Origin of the sequence: Vibrio jasicida 090810c, assembly GCF_002887615.1 — a bacterium.
In the GTDB taxonomy this organism is placed as follows: Bacteria; Pseudomonadota; Gammaproteobacteria; order Enterobacterales; family Vibrionaceae; genus Vibrio; species Vibrio jasicida.
The window spans coordinates 753,576-771,286 of sequence record NZ_CP025792.1; the positions used below are offsets into that span (position 1 = coordinate 753,576).

Genomic DNA, 17,711 nt, shown 5'->3' on the forward strand with positions numbered 1-17,711 from the left:
AGCCCTGACAAACGATCAAAACTCACCTTTAGATGAAGTGAATTGAAACAAAAGCGTGATTTATACGACGTTTAGTGAATTTTTCGACCAATAGGTGAAGCTAACTATAACAACACCGTTATTATGTGTTTTATCAAGTTCTACTCGTTGACGCACATGTACACCAGAGACAATATTTTCGCCAAGAACCAACGCATCAATAGCTTTCAACTTTCCAAGCTTCATACTTTTGAAGTGGCAGCACGACACAGTTCATTTTCTCTTGCGGCAGAAGAACTCTCCATGACGCCTAGCGCCATCTCTCACCGTATCAACAAGCTTGAAGAAGAGCTTGGCATTGCCTTGTTTACCCGCTCTCACCGCAAAATCACGCTCACAGAAGAAGGTGAACGTATTTATCTCGCCTTGAACAGAACACTCAACGAGTTAAATCAAGAGGTCATGGAAGTCAGAAATGGCGAAGTCTCCGGAGAGCTGACGATTTACTCTCGCCCTTCTTTTGCCCAATGTTGGCTTGTGCCTAGGTTGTACCTATTTAAGCAAAAACACCCTTCCATCGAGCTGAATATTCTTACTGGCAATGAGAACGTCAATTTCCAAGGCTATGGCATCGATGCTGCGATCTATTTCGATGAGCAAATGCCAGAAAAGTTGTGGTCGAAAGAATTGATGAGCGAAGAGATAATCCCGGTCTGCACTCAAACATATGCAGAACAATTTAATCTGTTTGAAAAACCGGCGAATTTGGTTAACGCCACCCTACTTCACGACAACCAAGCATGGGACTACAACTCTCATCACGATGAATGGGCGCTGTGGGCAAAGCAACAAGGCATAACAGGCATTGACGATATTCCAAGCATTTCATTCGACCGTTCCGATTTGGCCGTTAGTGCCGCAATGCACAATGCAGGCGTTGCTATCGGTCGACTGTCACTGGTGGACAAACGACTTAAATCCGGCGAACTGATCACCCCTTTTAAGAACCAAACTCTGCAATGCAAACAGAAATATTATGTCGTTACGGCTAACGAGAAGCACTCACCTAAATTAGCACTCTTCATTGGCTGGTTGAATCAACAAGTAAATGGGGAATAGCGAGCTACGCTCTTTTGAGTAACCGTTGGCTTTGTGCCAATGTGTCGAATGACAAATTGTCGTCAAGATCGCTGCGTAGTGTAGGTCGGTGTAAATAGTAACCTTGTGCATAATCCACACACAAACGTCGTACAAAATTCAAGTCGTCCGGAGTCTCTATTCCTTCTGCAACAAGGTCAAATTGGTACTTTTGCTTCCAAAGGCTTAAACACTGCCAAAATATCGCATACTGTTCTCCCCTCATGGTTAATAAGCTGCGATCCATTTTGACAATATCGGGCTCAACATAACGAATGATGGCTTCATCTCTGTGATTCGCACTACCAAAATCATCCAAGGCAATTTTGATACCCAAACGCTGGCAAACCTTTCTGTTCATTTGAAACATATGTTGATCAGCAACTTCCGTCGGATATTGGTTTTTCTCGGTAATCTCTAACCAGAGAGTCATTTTACCTCGGTTGCAAGACTGTAATAGAGGTAAAACATCTGCCAAAAATGAAACGCTCGCTAGATATGAAGGCGGGATATTGACCGAAATAAATCGGACAGAGCTCGGCAACATTTTCAATTGCTTGGTAAGTTTTTGAAATAAACGCTTGGTAAATTGGTTTGCGTACCCCTCCTCTTCGATACAACGAAATGAAGACTCAATACAACGAGGCGTATTCCATCGCGTTAACACTTCTGCTCCGAGAAGGAGATCTTGCCGCATACCATAGATCGGTTGAAAGATTGGATAGAATGCTCCCTTACTAATATCAGCAAAGACCTGCTTACATTTATCCTCCTTGGTTAAATTACTCATACATAACACCATTCAAAAGTATTTGTCAGCCCGAAAGAGTAAATCAACGAAACGCACAACTGTAGGCATCGAAAAATGGGATTGCTTGAGCTTTGCTATGCGCCTTCTATAATGACATAGCAATCAATAACCTAATATAAAAACAGAATGAGAGAGGTATTTGATGTTTGGCGGCTATTTAAAGCAAGTGCGGGAAGAGATTGGATTAACACAAAAAGAGCTTGCCACTAAGCTTAACCTTGCAAGCGCCGAGTTTGCCTCCATCGATCCAGTGACTATCAGTCGATGGGAAAGAGGAACGACCGCCCCCACGGTTATTAAAGCGATAAAAATTTTAAGAGTGCTGACGACAAACTTGATGCCTTTTTTGCGTCAGTTGCCAGCGAAAGTAGATAAAAACCTGCTTGCTGAAATAGCAGAGTATCGTTTTAAATCGCCATGGGCGACCTTAATGGCGTCATCTTACGACGTACCAACTCCGGCAGGAGAAGTCTTAGAATGCCCATTGCTAGAAAGCGTTCAAGACGTTTACTTAGCGAATCTCAAACACTTTTTTAGCAATATTGACCTCGACAATAAGGCACTTTTTGATGTTGATTTATATCAATACCAATTAGACAAAAAATTGTTTGCCCGAAAATTCATCGACAAAAATACGAAGGAAATATTAGGACACAGAATTGCTTTTTTACTCGATGCCAACGAGCTAAGGCAATACTTTTCGTCCCCTTATTTTCCACTACCAGTTCAACAATCTCGCAGTTATTCTTCAAATAGAGTCATGGCCATGTGCACGGTATCTCGTTATTCATCCAACGAAGCCGTGTTTTGGGAAAACAATGCATCAGGGGCGAGATTTGTCGCCACTCATGCCAATATACATGACATCTACTTTTACGCGATTGACCAATGGTCGGTGAATTATATGGAAAGTTTAAATGCGGAAAAGGTTGCATTCGATACACCAGATGAAGATGGCATCCTCAAAATTGGAAATCAGTCATTCAAACGTTGTTTATATCGAGTGGACAGTGCCAATTGGCTATCTCGTCCAGAAGTCATCTCTCTGTTACAAAACGCATAGCAGGACGCTGCGATATCCTTTTAAAAACAGGAGTATGAAAAGGATATAACCAAACTCAGACATATTGTTGACATGGTTAACGGTAACACTACCTAACATTAAAATAACAACTACAATTTATGTAGACTCCGGTAAGAATTTAATAATATTCAATTTATTATGAGGTTTATATGTTTGGGGATTACCTGAAGCAACTTAGGGTCGAGGCGGGCCTTACGCAAAAGGAGCTTGCGGTAAAACTGAATTTGATCGACTCAGAATTTGTATCTATTGACTCTGTCACAGTGAGTCGCTGGGAGCGTAATAGCACAGCACCTAACCCGATTAGAGCAGTCAAAGTCTTACGCTCACTGACCAATGATCTTCGTCCGTACTTACTTTCATTGGAGGTTGAAGAAAACAGGACCCAAATCAACAACTATTTGAAAGATCGATACCGTTCTCCTTGGGATGTATTAATGGGTTCCTCTTATCAGTCATCAAAAGAAACCGCAGAAGATGACGTAAAAGAGCTCCCCTTATTTGAATCGCGTTCAGAGAAATATGAAGAGGGATTGAAGAATTTTCTCAACAGCATCGGTATTGAAAACGAAGCACTATTCGACTTAGACCTATACCAACATCAGATAGAACACAAAATCTACGGGAAAAAATACATTAATGAAGATTCGGGTAAGCTACTTGGGCACTCTCTCTCTTTCTTCTTTCATGCAGAAGATCTCAATGATTACTTTTGCTCCCCTTTCTTGAAAATCCCGATAAAGAAAACGAAAGCTTATTCTCAAAACAAAAAAATGGCGATTTGCACACTCACCCACTTTTGCTCCGATGAGCCCACCTTCTGGATCGATCATCAAACAGGGATCGATTACCTTGCGAGACACGCAAATGTTCATGATCTTTATTACTACGCAGTCGATAAGCTAACAGCCGATTACATGATCAACATTGGGGCCGAAAAGGTCGCGTTCGACACACCCAATAAGCATGGCATCGTTAAAATCGGCCATGAAAAATACATGCGTTGCTTGCTCAAATTAGATAGTGCGGTATGGCTAACAAGGCCAGAATTATTACTGCTTCTGAAAAACCACTATGCTTAATGTTAAACGACCATAATGTAACGAGCAATTGTTAGTTGGTTCATTTCAATAATAAAAACAAGGTAAGTTTATGTTTGGAGATTATCTAAAGCAGTTGAGAGTTCAACATGGATTAACGCAAAGGGAACTTGCCACAAAACTAAATCTATCTAGCCCAGAATTCACCTCGGTTGACTCTGTCACCATTAGCCGCTGGGAAAGAAACGCCACAACCCCAAACTCGGTAAAAGCAATCAAAGTGCTACGACAACTGACTTTGGATCTCAAGCCGTATTTGCTGACAATAGAAGCCTCATCAGAAGGAACGATATTAGATGATATTCTCTATGATCGTTTTCACTCGCAACGTGCGCTACTAATGTCTTCTGAATACGAAGAATTGAAACCTCAGAAAGACACTAAAATCATTGAAGAATCGATGTTCTCGAATGAAACCGCAGATCATGCCAGCCGATTGAAGAACTTCTTTATCAATGCCGATGCACACTACCCTGGTTTGATTGACTTAGACTTATTGAGCTTTCATAAAGAAGATAAAGTTATCGCCAACGTTTACCTAGATGAAGAAAGCCATAAAGTCAGAGGGCACTCCATCTCTTTTTTATTCAAAATAGAAGATCTCGAATCACTCTTTACTAGACCGGAACATACATTACCGTTTAGTTTAGCGAAACCTTATACTGAAAATAGAGAACTCGCACTTTGCTGCCTGAGTCGATACGCCGCAAACCAGCAAGTCTTTATGATGCTTCACCCAACCTTAGTGGATTATCTTGCTGCAAGATCCAACATTACCAGCCTCTACTATTACTCGTTTGATAATCAGTTCTCGGAATACCTTGTCAGCTTAGGGGCCGAAAAAGTGGCCTATGATAGCCCTGATAAATCAGGTTCAGTAACGATAGGTAAAACGGCCTATCGCAAATGCTTACTTAAAATAGATACATCGATATTGTTAGCACAATCTTCAATGATATACCTACTCCACCAACATCAACGTCATAGCAAACGTTGTTAACCAAAACATAAAGACTATCTAAATTAATGTCGGACGATTCATCGCCGCCATTAATTTAGAATAATGACTCTACTGGCAGCCGAATAAGGCTAAGTTCGGCAAATAACCTTAAATAAATATCTAATATACCCATATGAAATATGTTATCTGATATGAACATTTCTCACTTTTAAGATAAGACCAAGAAATAATTTACAGCACGTATAATTGTAAATACATCATCAAGTTTTACTCTAAATTCTCAAAAATGCTGTAATTTCAGGGCTATCCATCCCAAAATTAAGACAAAAATGCGAGAACTAGGCATCTATTCATTGCTCAATAGCACAAATGCCTTCTCAATTTAATATCAAACATAATACGATTCTTATGATATTTATGAATAAATACGACATGAATATTAATGCATTTTCAACCTCCTATCAGCCGTATCAATTTTAGAAGGAAGGTCGCAAACCGAATATCGTTTATGACCTTAAAACTATTCGGTAGAGGAATGTCATGCACATAACTTAAACGAAGAATAACAATTAGCTATGGACATGTTTTAGATATATGGGAGAAAGTAAGGTGTTCGGGAGTTATCTAAAATCAATAAGAACCGCGTTAGGGTTAACTCAGGAGCAAGCATCGATTAGGCTAAATCTATTAGGTGGTGATTTAGCAAATATAGATTGCGTCACCTTCAGTAGATGGGAAAGAGGCATCACTCAACCAAGCCTTAGTCGACGAGTAAGAGTGCTTCGTGCATTCGAGAATAATTTGCTGCCGTACTTATGTAGCCTAGGGCTAGACTTATCGCTAAAAGAAGATGTCGAGCAATTCGAGCTGTCGCTAAAGCAACGGTATCAGGATGCGATGTCAATCATATCTGGCATTGATTACAACAGTGTACGCCAAGTCGAGCACGAGTACATCGAAGAGGAGGAGCTGAGTCAAAATAATGAGCAAGACTTTATTCATAGTTTGAACAACTTTCACGACCAATTAAAGTCGCTCAATATCAAACACAACCTCTCTTCAATCGATCTGGTCGAATATCAAAAGGATGGCCGCGCGATCGCTTATAAGTACTTATCAAGAGGTAAACTGGTTGGTCATAACATTGGTATGTTTTTTAGCGACCCAACGTTAGAAAACGAAATTGATAGGACAAAGCGAAATCGTCTTCCCATCGATACCATCGATCTGAGATTAACGAAACCATTGAAAGACAAAGGTACATATTCCTACTACGCGATTAGCCAACATTCGAAAAGCGAACGAGTATTTCGCAGGCAATTGCACACTGAGTTTACTTTCCTCGCTCAAAATGCGCATATTCATCACTACTATGCGAGCGTGACCTTAAAAAGCTCTGTTGATGTCATGTTAAAAATGGGATTTAGCGTTGCTGCCTATGAAAGTGAAAATCCTGTTGGTGCAATTAAAGTTGGTTCAAAACGCTATACGCGTGCTGTCATGTACATCGAAACCAGTGAGCTATTTACTCAACCGGAGTTTCTTTACTTATTAACTTGCTGTGGTGTCTGTACGGAGCGCGAATGCGACACATGTCTAGAGCACCCACATTGCATTTGCTGATAATAAACATCGAATAACAAACAGCTCTTCAATTTTTCGCTACGTTAAGGTCAATGTCGACAACGTTTTGCTTCGTCGTTATTGGCCTTCCTCCGAATAGCAACGATCTTGAAAATTCACTAGCCTTTAACGTTCGATAAAGTTTCTATTCTTGCCTTTTTGCTGCAACTTACTTCTCGCGCCGCGTTCGTTGATATCACTATTTGTCGTCATCATATTTGTGATTGAAATAAATTTATAGGCAAATACCATTTTAGCATTCATTAATATGCTTAAGGTTGATTAGGGAACTTACTATAACGTACCAGTTCAATCACTCTTACAAACAAGTGAAAAGCACAAATAGTATCTTTGTTTATTAAATAATTTTCACGTAAGTGCATGAAAATAAAATTACTTAGCAATTTAAGGTTTTTTCATTTCATAGATGCTATCCAAAGTCAGAATACAATCACTATGATCAATCTTTGACGCGCGAAACAGACTTGTTCACAGGTGAAAAGCATGAAAAAGATTCGCTATCCATTCGATTTGCACGGAACGCTATCAATTCGATACAGGGATAAAGTAAACCCGATTTTCCTCGATACCGATGACGATAATCAATCAGTCATCGACATTGATGACTTTGCGGTCAGATCATTTAGCTACGACTCTGAAGATCGCCTACTTAAAATATCTCTGCAAAAAGCCTTGAACTTAACTGAGATCGCCGATTGCGGTACCGTATTTACAGGAATTGAATTGGAGCAGAATAATATCAAACTAGACATTGTTTATTGCTTGTACAATGCAGGTATTATCAGCTCAAGTATCTCTTACCCATTAGATGATGCTTCCCCTATTCAGTCTATCGCAGTAGCAAAACCTTTGACGCTTCACTTAAAGTGACAATGCAGCCTCATTAATAACAGGCGAAAAAGAAAGCCCTCACTCCTATAAGGAGTGAGGGCTTTCTTATGTATTCATCGTATATCGAAACTACGTCTTTCTTGAATCGTCTTCTGTGCTCTCATAGAACGCTCTCTTACGCTCATACATGGCTTCATCTGCCATGGAGAACAAGTTATCAAGAGAGGTCCCCTCACTTGATGCCCCGCCAACTGAGAACTTAACTGGGTGACGCTTATGTTCTGAGAGTTCTATCCACTTGTCTTCTTGCGCAACTTCCAGAGAGAGGGTTAGTGCATCAAGCGCCGTGCTATCAATATTTTTCGCAATCACCGCAAATTCATCACCACCGATTCGGTAAAGCATGAATTCCTCTTTTAATACGGACTTAATCAATTGTGTTGATTTTGCGATTAACAAATCACCACGGTCGTGACCATAGTTATCGTTCAACATTTTTAATCCGTTAATGTCGATGATAATAATCGCTATTGACTTCCATCGCCCGTTTACCAACGACTGGCAAGCGAACTCATAATCTTCATCGAATGCTTTTCTATTTAGACAACGTGAAAGCTTGTCTCGACGAGCAAAATCTTCTAGTTCCAACCAAGAGTAGAGCTGCTTTTTGAATAGTTCGATCAGAATGCGTTCTTCTTCATTCATCTCATACTGACCATAATCGAAATAACCAAGTACGGTTCCTGTGGATGAGCGCATCGTTTTGATCTGCCCTCCCTTTGGATGGCTAAAACTAAACCGCATATCTGAACTTGTTATCAGACGATTCAACCCAGAGTTAATCACTCCTGGGATAGCATGATAACCAATACCTGCATGACTCGTGGTAAAGTTAATTAAAGTCATTAACTTCTCTTGGTGGGCTTCTTCTCGCGTTAAGTTGACACGCAATTCCGCTGTTTGATCTTCAACTCGGAGCTCCAACTCTTGGTTAAAATTGGCGAGCTGAGCATTGGTGTCCTGCACTTGCTGGTTAGCTTTCCGTAAATCTTGGTTACGAATCTCCAGTTCATCCATGTGGTTGGTCAATTGTAACCACAACGAATCTAACAAGTTCATCAGTTGGCGGAACTCTTTAAATTGAAAACGTTTTGGTCGTAAGTCTGGGCGAGTGTTGTTTTTAAAACTGCGTACGACGATTTCCATCTCTCGAATTGGACGCGTAAGCCAGCGACTCGCGACCACGGCGATACATAACGTCACCACTAAAGTTGCGATTATGATATTGAGTAGCTGTTGCTTAGACTGCATCAACTCCTGATTACGTGCTACGTTAGACACAGAGTGAATCATCGAAACTTCTAATGGTTCAACAAAGTTGTTGTTCAGCACTTCAATATTGGTTAGATGTCGAGAGGCATCACCCTTCGTTTGACTGACAGAGCCATAATGAAAGTTGACACTTTCTTGTGCGTAAAGGAACGGTTGCGATATCTGAATCAAGTCCTGATACGACACTAATACAACAAGATAACCTTGGGGTTCATATTCGGAATCAGGCAGCAAAGTATATGGCAGCAATGGACTCACAAAAACAAGACCACTTTGACCACCTTTGAGTACCAAGCCTTCATCAAAATAGGTGGTATGAAACATTTTCCCTTGTTTGTATACCACATCTGCTGCGCGTATTTTTTCTAATAACTTACTGTTTTCCAGATGGTAAACTGACCCGTTGCTCTCATACATCGGCTGCCAGTTTTTGTCTATGATGTACGTAGTACTGACGTTGGTCGCCAACTCTTCAAAGGTTTCAATCATTTGCCAAATGATGCTCGAGTAAAGAACGTTATCCATCCCCTGAACTAACAGGCGATCTTTCGAGTACCAACGCGTTAAATTGGCAATGAAGGTAAGGTCTTCTTTGACGGTTTTCTGAATACCTTGATTGGTATTCTCTAGCTTGATTTCTTTTTGCACCAACAAATCTGCTTGGTGTTTATCAATCATGCTAGTACCTACCCAATAAGCAGGTAACAACGATCCGAGCACCACGATCAACGTTAAGATATTACGCAAACTGATCATGATGAAGACTTCCTGCTTTTATGGATATGCTCGGAATGCTTTTGGATAAATTCAACCACAAACTCAGCGGCGCTTTCTGCTGGCATTCCAGCTTTAAAACGCTTGTAGCCACGAATCAATGCCTCCCATGTGACCGCCATTTCCACCGTACTCGGCATAGCATAAGCGGGGGTTAGCTCCTCATACAAGTCACTATAATAGGTGGTGTCAGAGTCATACCACTTGCGATTGATAGAACGATTAGTAGAAATCAAGTTTTGGTTGATGATCACATCTTCAATAAACTCTGGTTTTTGTACAATCATCGCCAAGGTTCGCATGGCTTTCTGCTTGGCAGGGTTGGCCATCGCCTCCTCGTTAAACGCCAACACTTTACCACCACTTAAAGAATGCATGTGATGATTGTTGTAAGTAGGCAAACTGCTGATTTTCAGTTCTTTAGAAAAATGTTGTTTTAGCTCGCCCAGAGCCCAATCACCATCGATAAGATAGGCAACTTCCCCTTCAATAAACTGCTGGCGAGCTTGCTCTTGAGAGTAGTTATCTTTGACAACTCCTTCTTGGGGCAACTCACCATAAAATCTAAGCGCCGCCGCTAACGCACCAACATCAATATCGGTCACCGGTTTTGAGCGATGCTCAGAAAACATAGGTACAAACGACATTAAAAAGTACATGTTTGGATATTGCATCGCGAGTGAGGATTGCCCCTTCTTAGCCTCTTCCAACAATTTTTCCCACGTAGGTTGGAGCTCTTGGGTCAATTTAGTGTTTACGTACAACACAAGGTGGTTACCCAAACCTAAAGGCACACCATAAATGGCATTATCTACCGTTACCAATTCCAGAGCTTTGGGCTCAATGCTCTTTTCTTCTATCCAACTGCTAGGAATCTTAGCCAAGTCAAAGTAGTCATGCAGCCCAAGGAAGTCTGACGGCACCCAAATGACATCCGGTACGGTAATGCCAGTTTGCTTGGCCAATAACAATTCAGAGCGGATGTTGTTTACATCAAACTCTCTGATCGCCAATGTGTTTCCTGTTTGCTCTTCAAAACGTTCGTTGATTTCAGCAACCGTTGAATATTCAATGCCGCTCCATACTTGGATCTCCTGAGCAACAGTCAGGTTAGAGAAGCAAAGCAGTAAGGTTAAGCAGAGGTTTCTCACTAGAATTCTCGAAAATAGATGGTGTTACAAAGATAGCGAACCAATGTTGGTTATTCAAAACCGTCCAATGGTTCTGTGCGAATGATTCCATTAGAAAACGATCTTGTAGAAAGTAAAAAGCGCCGCTATTGCGACGCTTTGGAGGATTATATCACAGGTCTGGATTAAGCATACTCTTGCTCAAAGTTGCGCATAAAGTCGACCAACGCTTGCACACCTTCTAACGGCATTGCGTTATAAATTGAAGCACGCATACCGCCAACCGCGCGGTGCCCTTTTAGTGCTTTTAGACCTTTAGCGTCCGCTAATTCAAGGAATGTTCCGTCTAACTCTGGCTTTGCCAGTTGGAATGGGACGTTCATTAAAGAGCGGTTCTCTGGATGCACACCGTTACGGTAAAAATCAGACTGGTCGATATAATCATAAAGCAGCGCCGCTTTCTCACGGTTCACTTGTTCAATAGCTTTAACACCACCCTGCGCTTTTAGCCATTTGAAAACTAGACCAGATAAATACCAAGCAAACGTTGGGGGTGTGTTGAACATAGACTCTTTTTCTGCCAGCACTTTGTAGTCCAAAATGCTTGGTAGTACCTCTTTCGCTAGACCAAGCAGATCATCACGAACAATAGCAATCGCGATTCCTGATGGGCCGATGTTCTTCTGCGCGCCTGCATAAATCACACCGTATTTCGATACGTCAATTTCTCGCGAGAGAATCGTTGAAGACATATCCGCAACAATCGGTTTGTCGGTCACTGGTAGATCATTAATTTCAATACCATCAATGGTCTCGTTGGGACAGAAATGCACGTACGCTGCGTCAGGGGCAATTTTCCACTCTGTTGCAGGTAGTACGGCCGTTTTACCATCAATCACTGTCTTCGCGTTGAAAACATCTGGTTCACAGTATTTTTTGGCTTCTGCCACTGCACTTTCAGCCCAGTAGCCACCATCGATGTAAGTCGCAGTTTCTGCATCACCTAATAGATTAAGCGGAACAGCGGCAAACTGAGCACGAGCACCACCTTGGCAAAATAGTACTTTGTAGTTACTTGGGATATTAAGAAGATCACGAAGGTCTTGCTCTGCTTCTTCCGCAACCTTGATGAACTCTTTACTACGGTGACTGATTTCCATCACTGAAGTTCCAAGATCTTGCCAATTAATTAGCTCCTTTTGTGCTTGCTGCATGACTGCTTTTGGCAGACCTGCTGGCCCTGCACTGAAGTTAAATACGTTGTCCGTATTTTGTTCCATGATGCTCATTGCTCCTGCTAAGTAAGTATGACGAAATTAATATCATGTTTTCGTGGGGATAAAAACAACAAAAGAGGTCTTACGACCTCTTTTTAATCTGAAAAAGCTAAAAACTTACGTTGTAAACTTGCCTATTGCATCAATGCAGGCATAAGCAAAGCGATTAAAGGAAACTCTTGTCCATTTTCGAACTTCAGTTTCCCATCAGAAATTTGTGCTTTCAATTGGTAGCCGTTGTCTTTTTTCTCGATAAGTTCCATCACCATCAGCTCATCCACGCTTTCTTGGATGAATGGGTAAAGATCCACAAGCTCATCAGAGAAATAAGTGCTTAGCGAACCACTTGTTGCCGTCATTAACTTCATTGGGTCTTGAGTGATATTATCCGTTCCTTCTGGCACAGACAGTTGCCATTCGTTACGGAATTTACCTTCACCAAACGCAAGAGAAAGCTCATTCACTGACAATTTAAAGCCTTTGCTAAACAACGTATCAATGTGAGGAAGTAACGTTTGGATTTCTTGCTCATCTAGCATTGGCGAGTTTTGATAGATAGACATAATCTGATCAAACGATTGGCTGTCAACATCGGCGATTGAAAAGTCCAACTTAAAGTTGTCGACATCTGTCCCATCCGTCAAACGCAGTTGGTTGGCTTCTAGGTTCAATTTACTGTTGAGTTTGTCGCCAGTTTCATTAAGAGAAGTGTTACCGTTGTATGTCGCGTTCTCAATCATAAACATCGGAGCAAGTTGCGCATCAACGACATCCAGCTTCTGCAATGAGAACGTTTGTTCACCTAACCAGTACCCCTTTGCTTGCTTACCTTTCCCTTGACCAGTCAGTTCGGTTAAATGAATTTCTTCGCCGTTTTCAAAATCCACTTGTACTGAAGGCACTGAAACTTGATAGTTCAGATCACCAAGCACCGTCACGTCACCAGTGATTTGTAATGGGCTCGTCGATAATGACATTCCTTGAGCATCGTTTTGATAGTTCCAGCTATCCAAATCTAAGGTAAAGGCAGTATTACCGTTTAGTTGGGTTTTACTGTGCATCGTAAGTGGTAGGAAATCAGCGTCCACCAGCTTAGAGTCCGCCGTAAGGCTGGTTAAACCGTGAGATAAGTCACTCGTAACATCGAAAGTTGTTGGCAAACCATCACGCTCAAGTTGAGTTTTGATATCTGGGTCAACCACGGTGTAACGAGTAAGGACAACCGAAGAAAGGTAACCGCGGTCGTATTCCACGATCTCGCCCTTCACCATGTCATCATTCATGTTTGCAATACCATCTTCAATGATGGTTTGACCAATCTGCCCAACCGCAAGTGGCCAACAAAGCGCAAGAGAAATGGCACCACCGATGGCACCTATTTTTTTAAGATTTTCCATAACATCACTTATTGAGTATTTGTGCTCAGTCTAACCCAAACCCTAAGCGGATAAAACATTGAGTTAAATCAGACTATTGATGGTTATTTTAGTTCATTAATCGAGAACAATACTCAGCTCTCAACCATTGCGGTGTTTAATTGATATGTTGTTTGTGCCAAGTTTTAACCGGAGCTCAAACACCTGTGAACCGTTACGCTGTATTGTGCCTCGACAATAATCCTATCAGTGCTGAGCAATTTCGATTGGAGTTGTCCGCCTTTTCAAGCAAATTTGATATTCTCTCTGTCGAATCCATAGAAGAAGCGCAGAGCGCACTCGAATACCTAGAAGAAAGAGAGCAAACCGTTGCTCTAGTCATCGCAAGTCACCACGCACACTTTAATGGTGTTGATTTTCTTATCGGTCTAGACCGAAAACCTCACACGCAAAACGCTCGGAGAATACTGATCAGTTGTTCATCCGATATCGAAGCTATTTTAACGGCGGTAAACGAAGGGCGTCTCGACCACTGCTTGACCAAACCTCTACCCGATAAAGTTCTTTTCAATACTGCCCAAAAAGAATTGACTCAATTTATCCTTCGTCACGACAAAGAAGATTTGCTCAGCTATAGCCAAATTCTCGATCAGCACAAGTTGTTACGTGCGCATATTGAAAACCAAATGGGTAACTATCAGGCGGGCTTTTTGAATGATTACCATGCCCTCTCTGATAGTGAATTGGCAGAGCAAGTGATTAGCGCGTTGCAATGTTTTTTCACCCAAGATGACGATAGCGAAGCATGCCGAACCTACTCACCCGAACACTTACTAACGGTAGAGGGAGAGCCAAACAGCTTTCTATGGTTTATCACCAGTGGCGAGGTTGCGCTTTATAAGCGAGACGAACTTGGTATGCAACGTGAGGTCGTTCGTCACTCAAAAGGCAACATCGTAGGTGGCATGTCGTTTGTTACTGGAGAAAGCTCCTTCTCGACAGCGTTAACACTGACCAAAACAGAAGTCATAAAACTGGACAGAAAAGTGTTCCGTAAGGTGATGCAGAGTGATTCTAATTTGCTACCACTGTTTACTAATTTGCTCCTTCGTCACTTTAACCGCCGATTACAACGCAGTATCAATACCAAGTTGAAGCTACAAAAAACCTTAGAATCATTAGAGTCTGCTCATCAACAATTAATTGAACGTGAGAAGATGGCCATGCTCGGCCAATTAGTCGCAGGCGTAGCGCACGAGCTCAATAACCCAATCGCTGCCATATTGCGTGGCGTCGAAAATCTAACCCATACGCTGGAAGAATTACTCACCAAACTCCCAACCGACGACATTCAAGAAAAAGGCGTAGAACTGCTCATTCATGCTCAAAAAGCCAAGCCGGCCTCAACAGCAGAACTTAGGGAAAGAGTGAAACAACTCAACCATTACCTACCCGACCGCGCTTTAGGAAAAAAAGTGGTCAATCTAGGATTAGAATCAGACTTGGCCTTCATCGATAAACTCAATCGCCAAGAACCGGCGTCACTGCGCTCATTGGGAACGTTAGAACAATATCACCAAGTAGGCGCATCACTTCGCTCGATTAACGTCTGCGCCGCCCGTATTGCCGACATGGTTAAGAGCTTAAAAGGTTACGCTCGTTCAGATGATGAAACACTACACTATGCTGACCTTCATGAAGGCATAGAAGATACATTGGTCATCTTCGAGAATCGCCTCAAATTGCATCAGGTCGCGACAGATTATGCGAGCTTACCCAACACGTTGTGTCAGCCTATCGCGTTACAACAAGTGTGGACAAACCTCATTTCCAACGCAATTGACGCATTCCCAGAAAAAGGGAGACTCAGCATTCAGTCGCAACTAATCGAAAAAAACCATCAACCTTATGCTGTGATTTCGTTTAAAGACAACGGATGCGGCATTCCTGAACAACAGAAGAAAGCGATTTTCGAACTTAACTTTACAACAAAGAAAGAAGGTAACTTTGGCTTAGGTATCGGGCTTTCAATTTGCCAGCAAATCGTGGCAAGCCACAATGGTTGGATTGAAGTGGATTCTGAGTTGAACCATTTCACCTGCATGAAAGTTTGGCTACCTATCACATCAGAAGGAGATGAAACATGACGAAATATCTGATTTTGTGCGTGGATGACGAAAGAGAAGTCTTGGATAGTGTCCTTCAAGATCTCATGCCCTTTGAAGATAACTTTGTTGTCGAGGGTGCAGAGTCTGTCACAGAAGCGAAACAGGTGATAGAAGAAATGACCGACGAAGGCGTTCGTTTGGCTCTCATTCTTTGCGACCATATTATGCCAGAACAAACTGGTATCAGCTTTTTGATTGAGTTGAGTCAAAATAGCGACACTCGATCTGCACGTAAAATTCTGCTCACAGGACAAGCCGGGCTAGAAGATACCGTAGAAGCGGTGAACCACGCTAGTTTAGACTACTACATCGCAAAACCTTGGAAAGGCGAAGCGCTTCGAGAGGCGCTTGTGTCGCAACTGACTGCTTTCATGATAGAAAACGACGATAACCTTTTATCATGGACTGCAATTCTAGATTCCGAAGCTATTTTGAACGCTATGGCAAAACGACGCAGTAGCTTTGGTGAATAACCACTCCCGATAGAAAACGCGGACAGATAAAGAGAATCTGGCGCGTTTTTTGCTGTTAAGTTGGCACAATTGAGTCAATTGACAAAACATCGACACATTTTTGTTGGTCGTAGACCTTCGTTTTTATTATGATGTCGAACAAATCAGATTACGGTTCAAGTGGTTACTTGGATCCATGGAACTATAAGACAAGGTTTATCGTTAGTTATGCGTAAAACACTATTAGCCGCTGCCCTTTTGTTGGCATCTAGCCAAGCTCTAGCTGCGAACGATTACAACGCTCCAGCAACAATGAGCAACTTTAGCTACGACTACATGGAAGCTCGTATCGGTGCAAGCCCAGTAACATTCGGTGCTGGTTTCAGCAAATCAATTCACCCAAATGCGCACATCATTGCTCGCATCGACTCTGAATTCGATGGTGATTTCGATTCAGCAGCGGGTTTTGGTTTCCACTCGCCACTAAACAACTGGGCTGATCTAACAGGTGCAATGCTAATGCGTGTTGTACAGCCTTCAAACTCAAGCAGTACTGATGTTGGTATGGAACTTAACCTTGGTGTTCGCCAATGGCTTGGTCCTCAACTAGAAGTGGGTGGTAAAGCTGGCTACGTGTCTATCGATAACGATGACGATTGGATTGGTTCTGTTTACGCTCGTTTCCACTCTACAGAGCTATTCTCTCTAGGTGCAGAAGCGCGTATTAATGATTTCTATGGTGATCAAGTGATGTTCACCACTCGCTTCAAGTTCTAATCTCAAGTTGATTGAAATCTAACTGAAGCCGAAAAACAAAAACCGAGGTACTCACCTCGGTTTTTTTGTTCTTAATTATTGATTCGTTGCAATGACTAACTCGAATGAAGTGGCTAAAAGCATCCAACTTCCTTTTGTCGCTTTCAACGCTCACTTTTATGACTCGCTGACTTCATCTAAGACGAGTCAATCATCGTGAAACTAAATAAGCTTACTCACACATTGCCAGTAGCTGCTTTTTACGTGGCTCTTGGATAAGTTTCCAATGAACGCCGTCAATTGCACCAGCAAATTTCCATAAAAGCTTCACGTCGACATCACTGCCGTACGCAACTCTTACTTTATTGAATACTTCCACTGGGCCAAGTTCCAAAAACGTCTCTACGTCATCGATTCCTGCTTTTTTCACCATACGTTCTAACGTCAGTTGCATGTTTGGCAGATCACGTAGGCGTCTACTGGCTGAGGACTTTTGGTATTTACGTTCCTTAATTGAACAATCTATAGATTTTTGTAACAACGTATCAAGACCAGCAAAGCCAGCATCGAATAAGTCTGTTACGTCATAGTAGTTAACTGTTGCCGTCGTTTGTTTTTTGACGTGCTTATATTTTTCACAGTTAAGTTGAGTAAATTCTGCGTCGAGTTCGTCTCCGCCGCGCAAGTAGCAACAGTCGTTACTTACAAGAGCAAACATAGCGTCATTGCTAAATAAACCAATGCCGCCGAACATTGAACGTTTCTGATACTCACTAAAATTGCTTACATAGTTAAAAAAAGCTTGGTCTGTCATGTCCATTGACCTCTTTAATCTGAATAAATTACCCCGATTAGCGATGTCACCAGATGAACAGCAGCTTAGTGCGAATTATAAAATG

15 protein-coding genes are annotated in these 17,711 nt (G+C 41.9%); 9 read left to right on the forward strand and 6 right to left on the reverse strand.

Going from position 1 to position 17,711, the window contains the following annotated elements; genetic code table 11:
• The first annotated feature begins 156 nt into the window (after positions 1-156).
• Positions 157-1,098 (forward strand): DNA-binding transcriptional regulator DsdC, encoded by a 942-nt coding sequence (gene dsdC, locus C1S73_RS03595; RefSeq protein ID WP_038868748.1) that lies wholly within the window; start codon positions 157-159, stop codon positions 1,096-1,098.
• A 4-nt stretch (positions 1,099-1,102) separates the two neighbouring features.
• Here dsdC and C1S73_RS03600 read toward each other — a convergent pair whose 3' ends face one another.
• Complete coding sequence (locus C1S73_RS03600; RefSeq protein WP_042604558.1) at positions 1,103-1,906, reverse strand: EAL domain-containing protein; 804 nt, start codon at positions 1,904-1,906, stop codon at positions 1,103-1,105.
• Positions 1,907-2,069: 163 nt separating this feature from the next.
• On the opposite strand from C1S73_RS03600, the gene C1S73_RS03605 reads away from it, so the two are divergent.
• From C1S73_RS03605 to C1S73_RS03625, 5 genes are all read left to right on the forward strand, one after another.
• Positions 2,070-2,990: a helix-turn-helix domain-containing protein gene (locus C1S73_RS03605; protein WP_038868693.1), complete on the forward strand. Its 921-nt coding sequence runs from the start codon at positions 2,070-2,072 to the stop codon at positions 2,988-2,990.
• A 170-nt stretch (positions 2,991-3,160) separates the two neighbouring features.
• Complete coding sequence (locus tag C1S73_RS03610; RefSeq protein WP_038868694.1) at positions 3,161-4,093, forward strand: helix-turn-helix domain-containing protein; 933 nt, start codon at positions 3,161-3,163, stop codon at positions 4,091-4,093.
• A gap of 70 nt (positions 4,094-4,163) precedes the next feature.
• Positions 4,164-5,111 (forward strand): helix-turn-helix domain-containing protein, encoded by a 948-nt coding sequence (locus tag C1S73_RS03615; protein WP_038868695.1) that lies wholly within the window; start codon positions 4,164-4,166, stop codon positions 5,109-5,111.
• Positions 5,112-5,681: 570 nt separating this feature from the next.
• Positions 5,682-6,695, forward strand: a complete 1,014-nt coding sequence (locus C1S73_RS03620) for a helix-turn-helix domain-containing protein (RefSeq protein WP_038868752.1) — start codon at positions 5,682-5,684, stop codon at positions 6,693-6,695.
• A 504-nt stretch (positions 6,696-7,199) separates the two neighbouring features.
• Positions 7,200-7,586, forward strand: a complete 387-nt coding sequence (locus C1S73_RS03625; protein ID WP_038868696.1) for a hypothetical protein — start codon at positions 7,200-7,202, stop codon at positions 7,584-7,586.
• A gap of 90 nt (positions 7,587-7,676) precedes the next feature.
• Here C1S73_RS03625 and C1S73_RS03630 read toward each other — a convergent pair whose 3' ends face one another.
• The 4 genes from C1S73_RS03630 to C1S73_RS03645 form a co-directional block, all read right to left on the reverse strand.
• Positions 7,677-9,635: a diguanylate cyclase domain-containing protein gene (locus C1S73_RS03630; protein ID WP_038868697.1), complete on the reverse strand. Its 1,959-nt coding sequence runs from the start codon at positions 9,633-9,635 to the stop codon at positions 7,677-7,679.
• On the reverse strand, positions 9,632-10,804 hold the full coding sequence (locus C1S73_RS03635) for a sugar ABC transporter substrate-binding protein (protein ID WP_038868698.1): 1,173 nt from the start codon (positions 10,802-10,804) through the stop codon (positions 9,632-9,634). Before C1S73_RS03635 ends, C1S73_RS03630 begins: the two co-directional genes overlap by 4 nt.
• A 164-nt stretch (positions 10,805-10,968) precedes the next feature.
• The gene (serC, locus tag C1S73_RS03640; protein WP_038868699.1) at positions 10,969-12,063 is read right to left on the reverse strand and encodes a 3-phosphoserine/phosphohydroxythreonine transaminase; all 1,095 of its coding nucleotides are present in this window, start codon (positions 12,061-12,063) and stop codon (positions 10,969-10,971) included.
• 131 nt (positions 12,064-12,194) lie between these two features.
• On the reverse strand, positions 12,195-13,457 hold the full coding sequence (locus C1S73_RS03645; protein ID WP_038868701.1) for a DUF945 family protein: 1,263 nt from the start codon (positions 13,455-13,457) through the stop codon (positions 12,195-12,197).
• Between the two features lie 185 nt (positions 13,458-13,642).
• Between C1S73_RS03645 and C1S73_RS03650 the strand changes: the two genes are divergently transcribed.
• The 3 genes from C1S73_RS03650 to C1S73_RS03660 all read left to right on the forward strand — a co-directional run bounded on the left by C1S73_RS03650 (position 13,643) and on the right by C1S73_RS03660 (position 16,833).
• Positions 13,643-15,583, forward strand: coding sequence for an ATP-binding protein (locus C1S73_RS03650; protein WP_038868754.1), 1,941 nt, complete (start codon positions 13,643-13,645; stop codon positions 15,581-15,583).
• Positions 15,580-16,077, forward strand: a complete 498-nt coding sequence (locus tag C1S73_RS03655; RefSeq protein ID WP_038868702.1) for a response regulator — start codon at positions 15,580-15,582, stop codon at positions 16,075-16,077. Before C1S73_RS03650 ends, C1S73_RS03655 begins: the two co-directional genes overlap by 4 nt.
• A gap of 207 nt (positions 16,078-16,284) precedes the next feature.
• A complete protein-coding gene (locus C1S73_RS03660) occupies positions 16,285-16,833 on the forward strand; it encodes a hypothetical protein (RefSeq protein WP_038868703.1) in 549 nt (182 codons plus the stop codon).
• 211 nt (positions 16,834-17,044) lie between these two features.
• On the opposite strand, the gene C1S73_RS03665 is transcribed toward C1S73_RS03660, so the two are convergent.
• The gene (locus C1S73_RS03665) at positions 17,045-17,632 is read right to left on the reverse strand and encodes a TfoX/Sxy family DNA transformation protein (protein WP_038868704.1); all 588 of its coding nucleotides are present in this window, start codon (positions 17,630-17,632) and stop codon (positions 17,045-17,047) included.
• Positions 17,633-17,711: the final 79 nt, after the last annotated feature.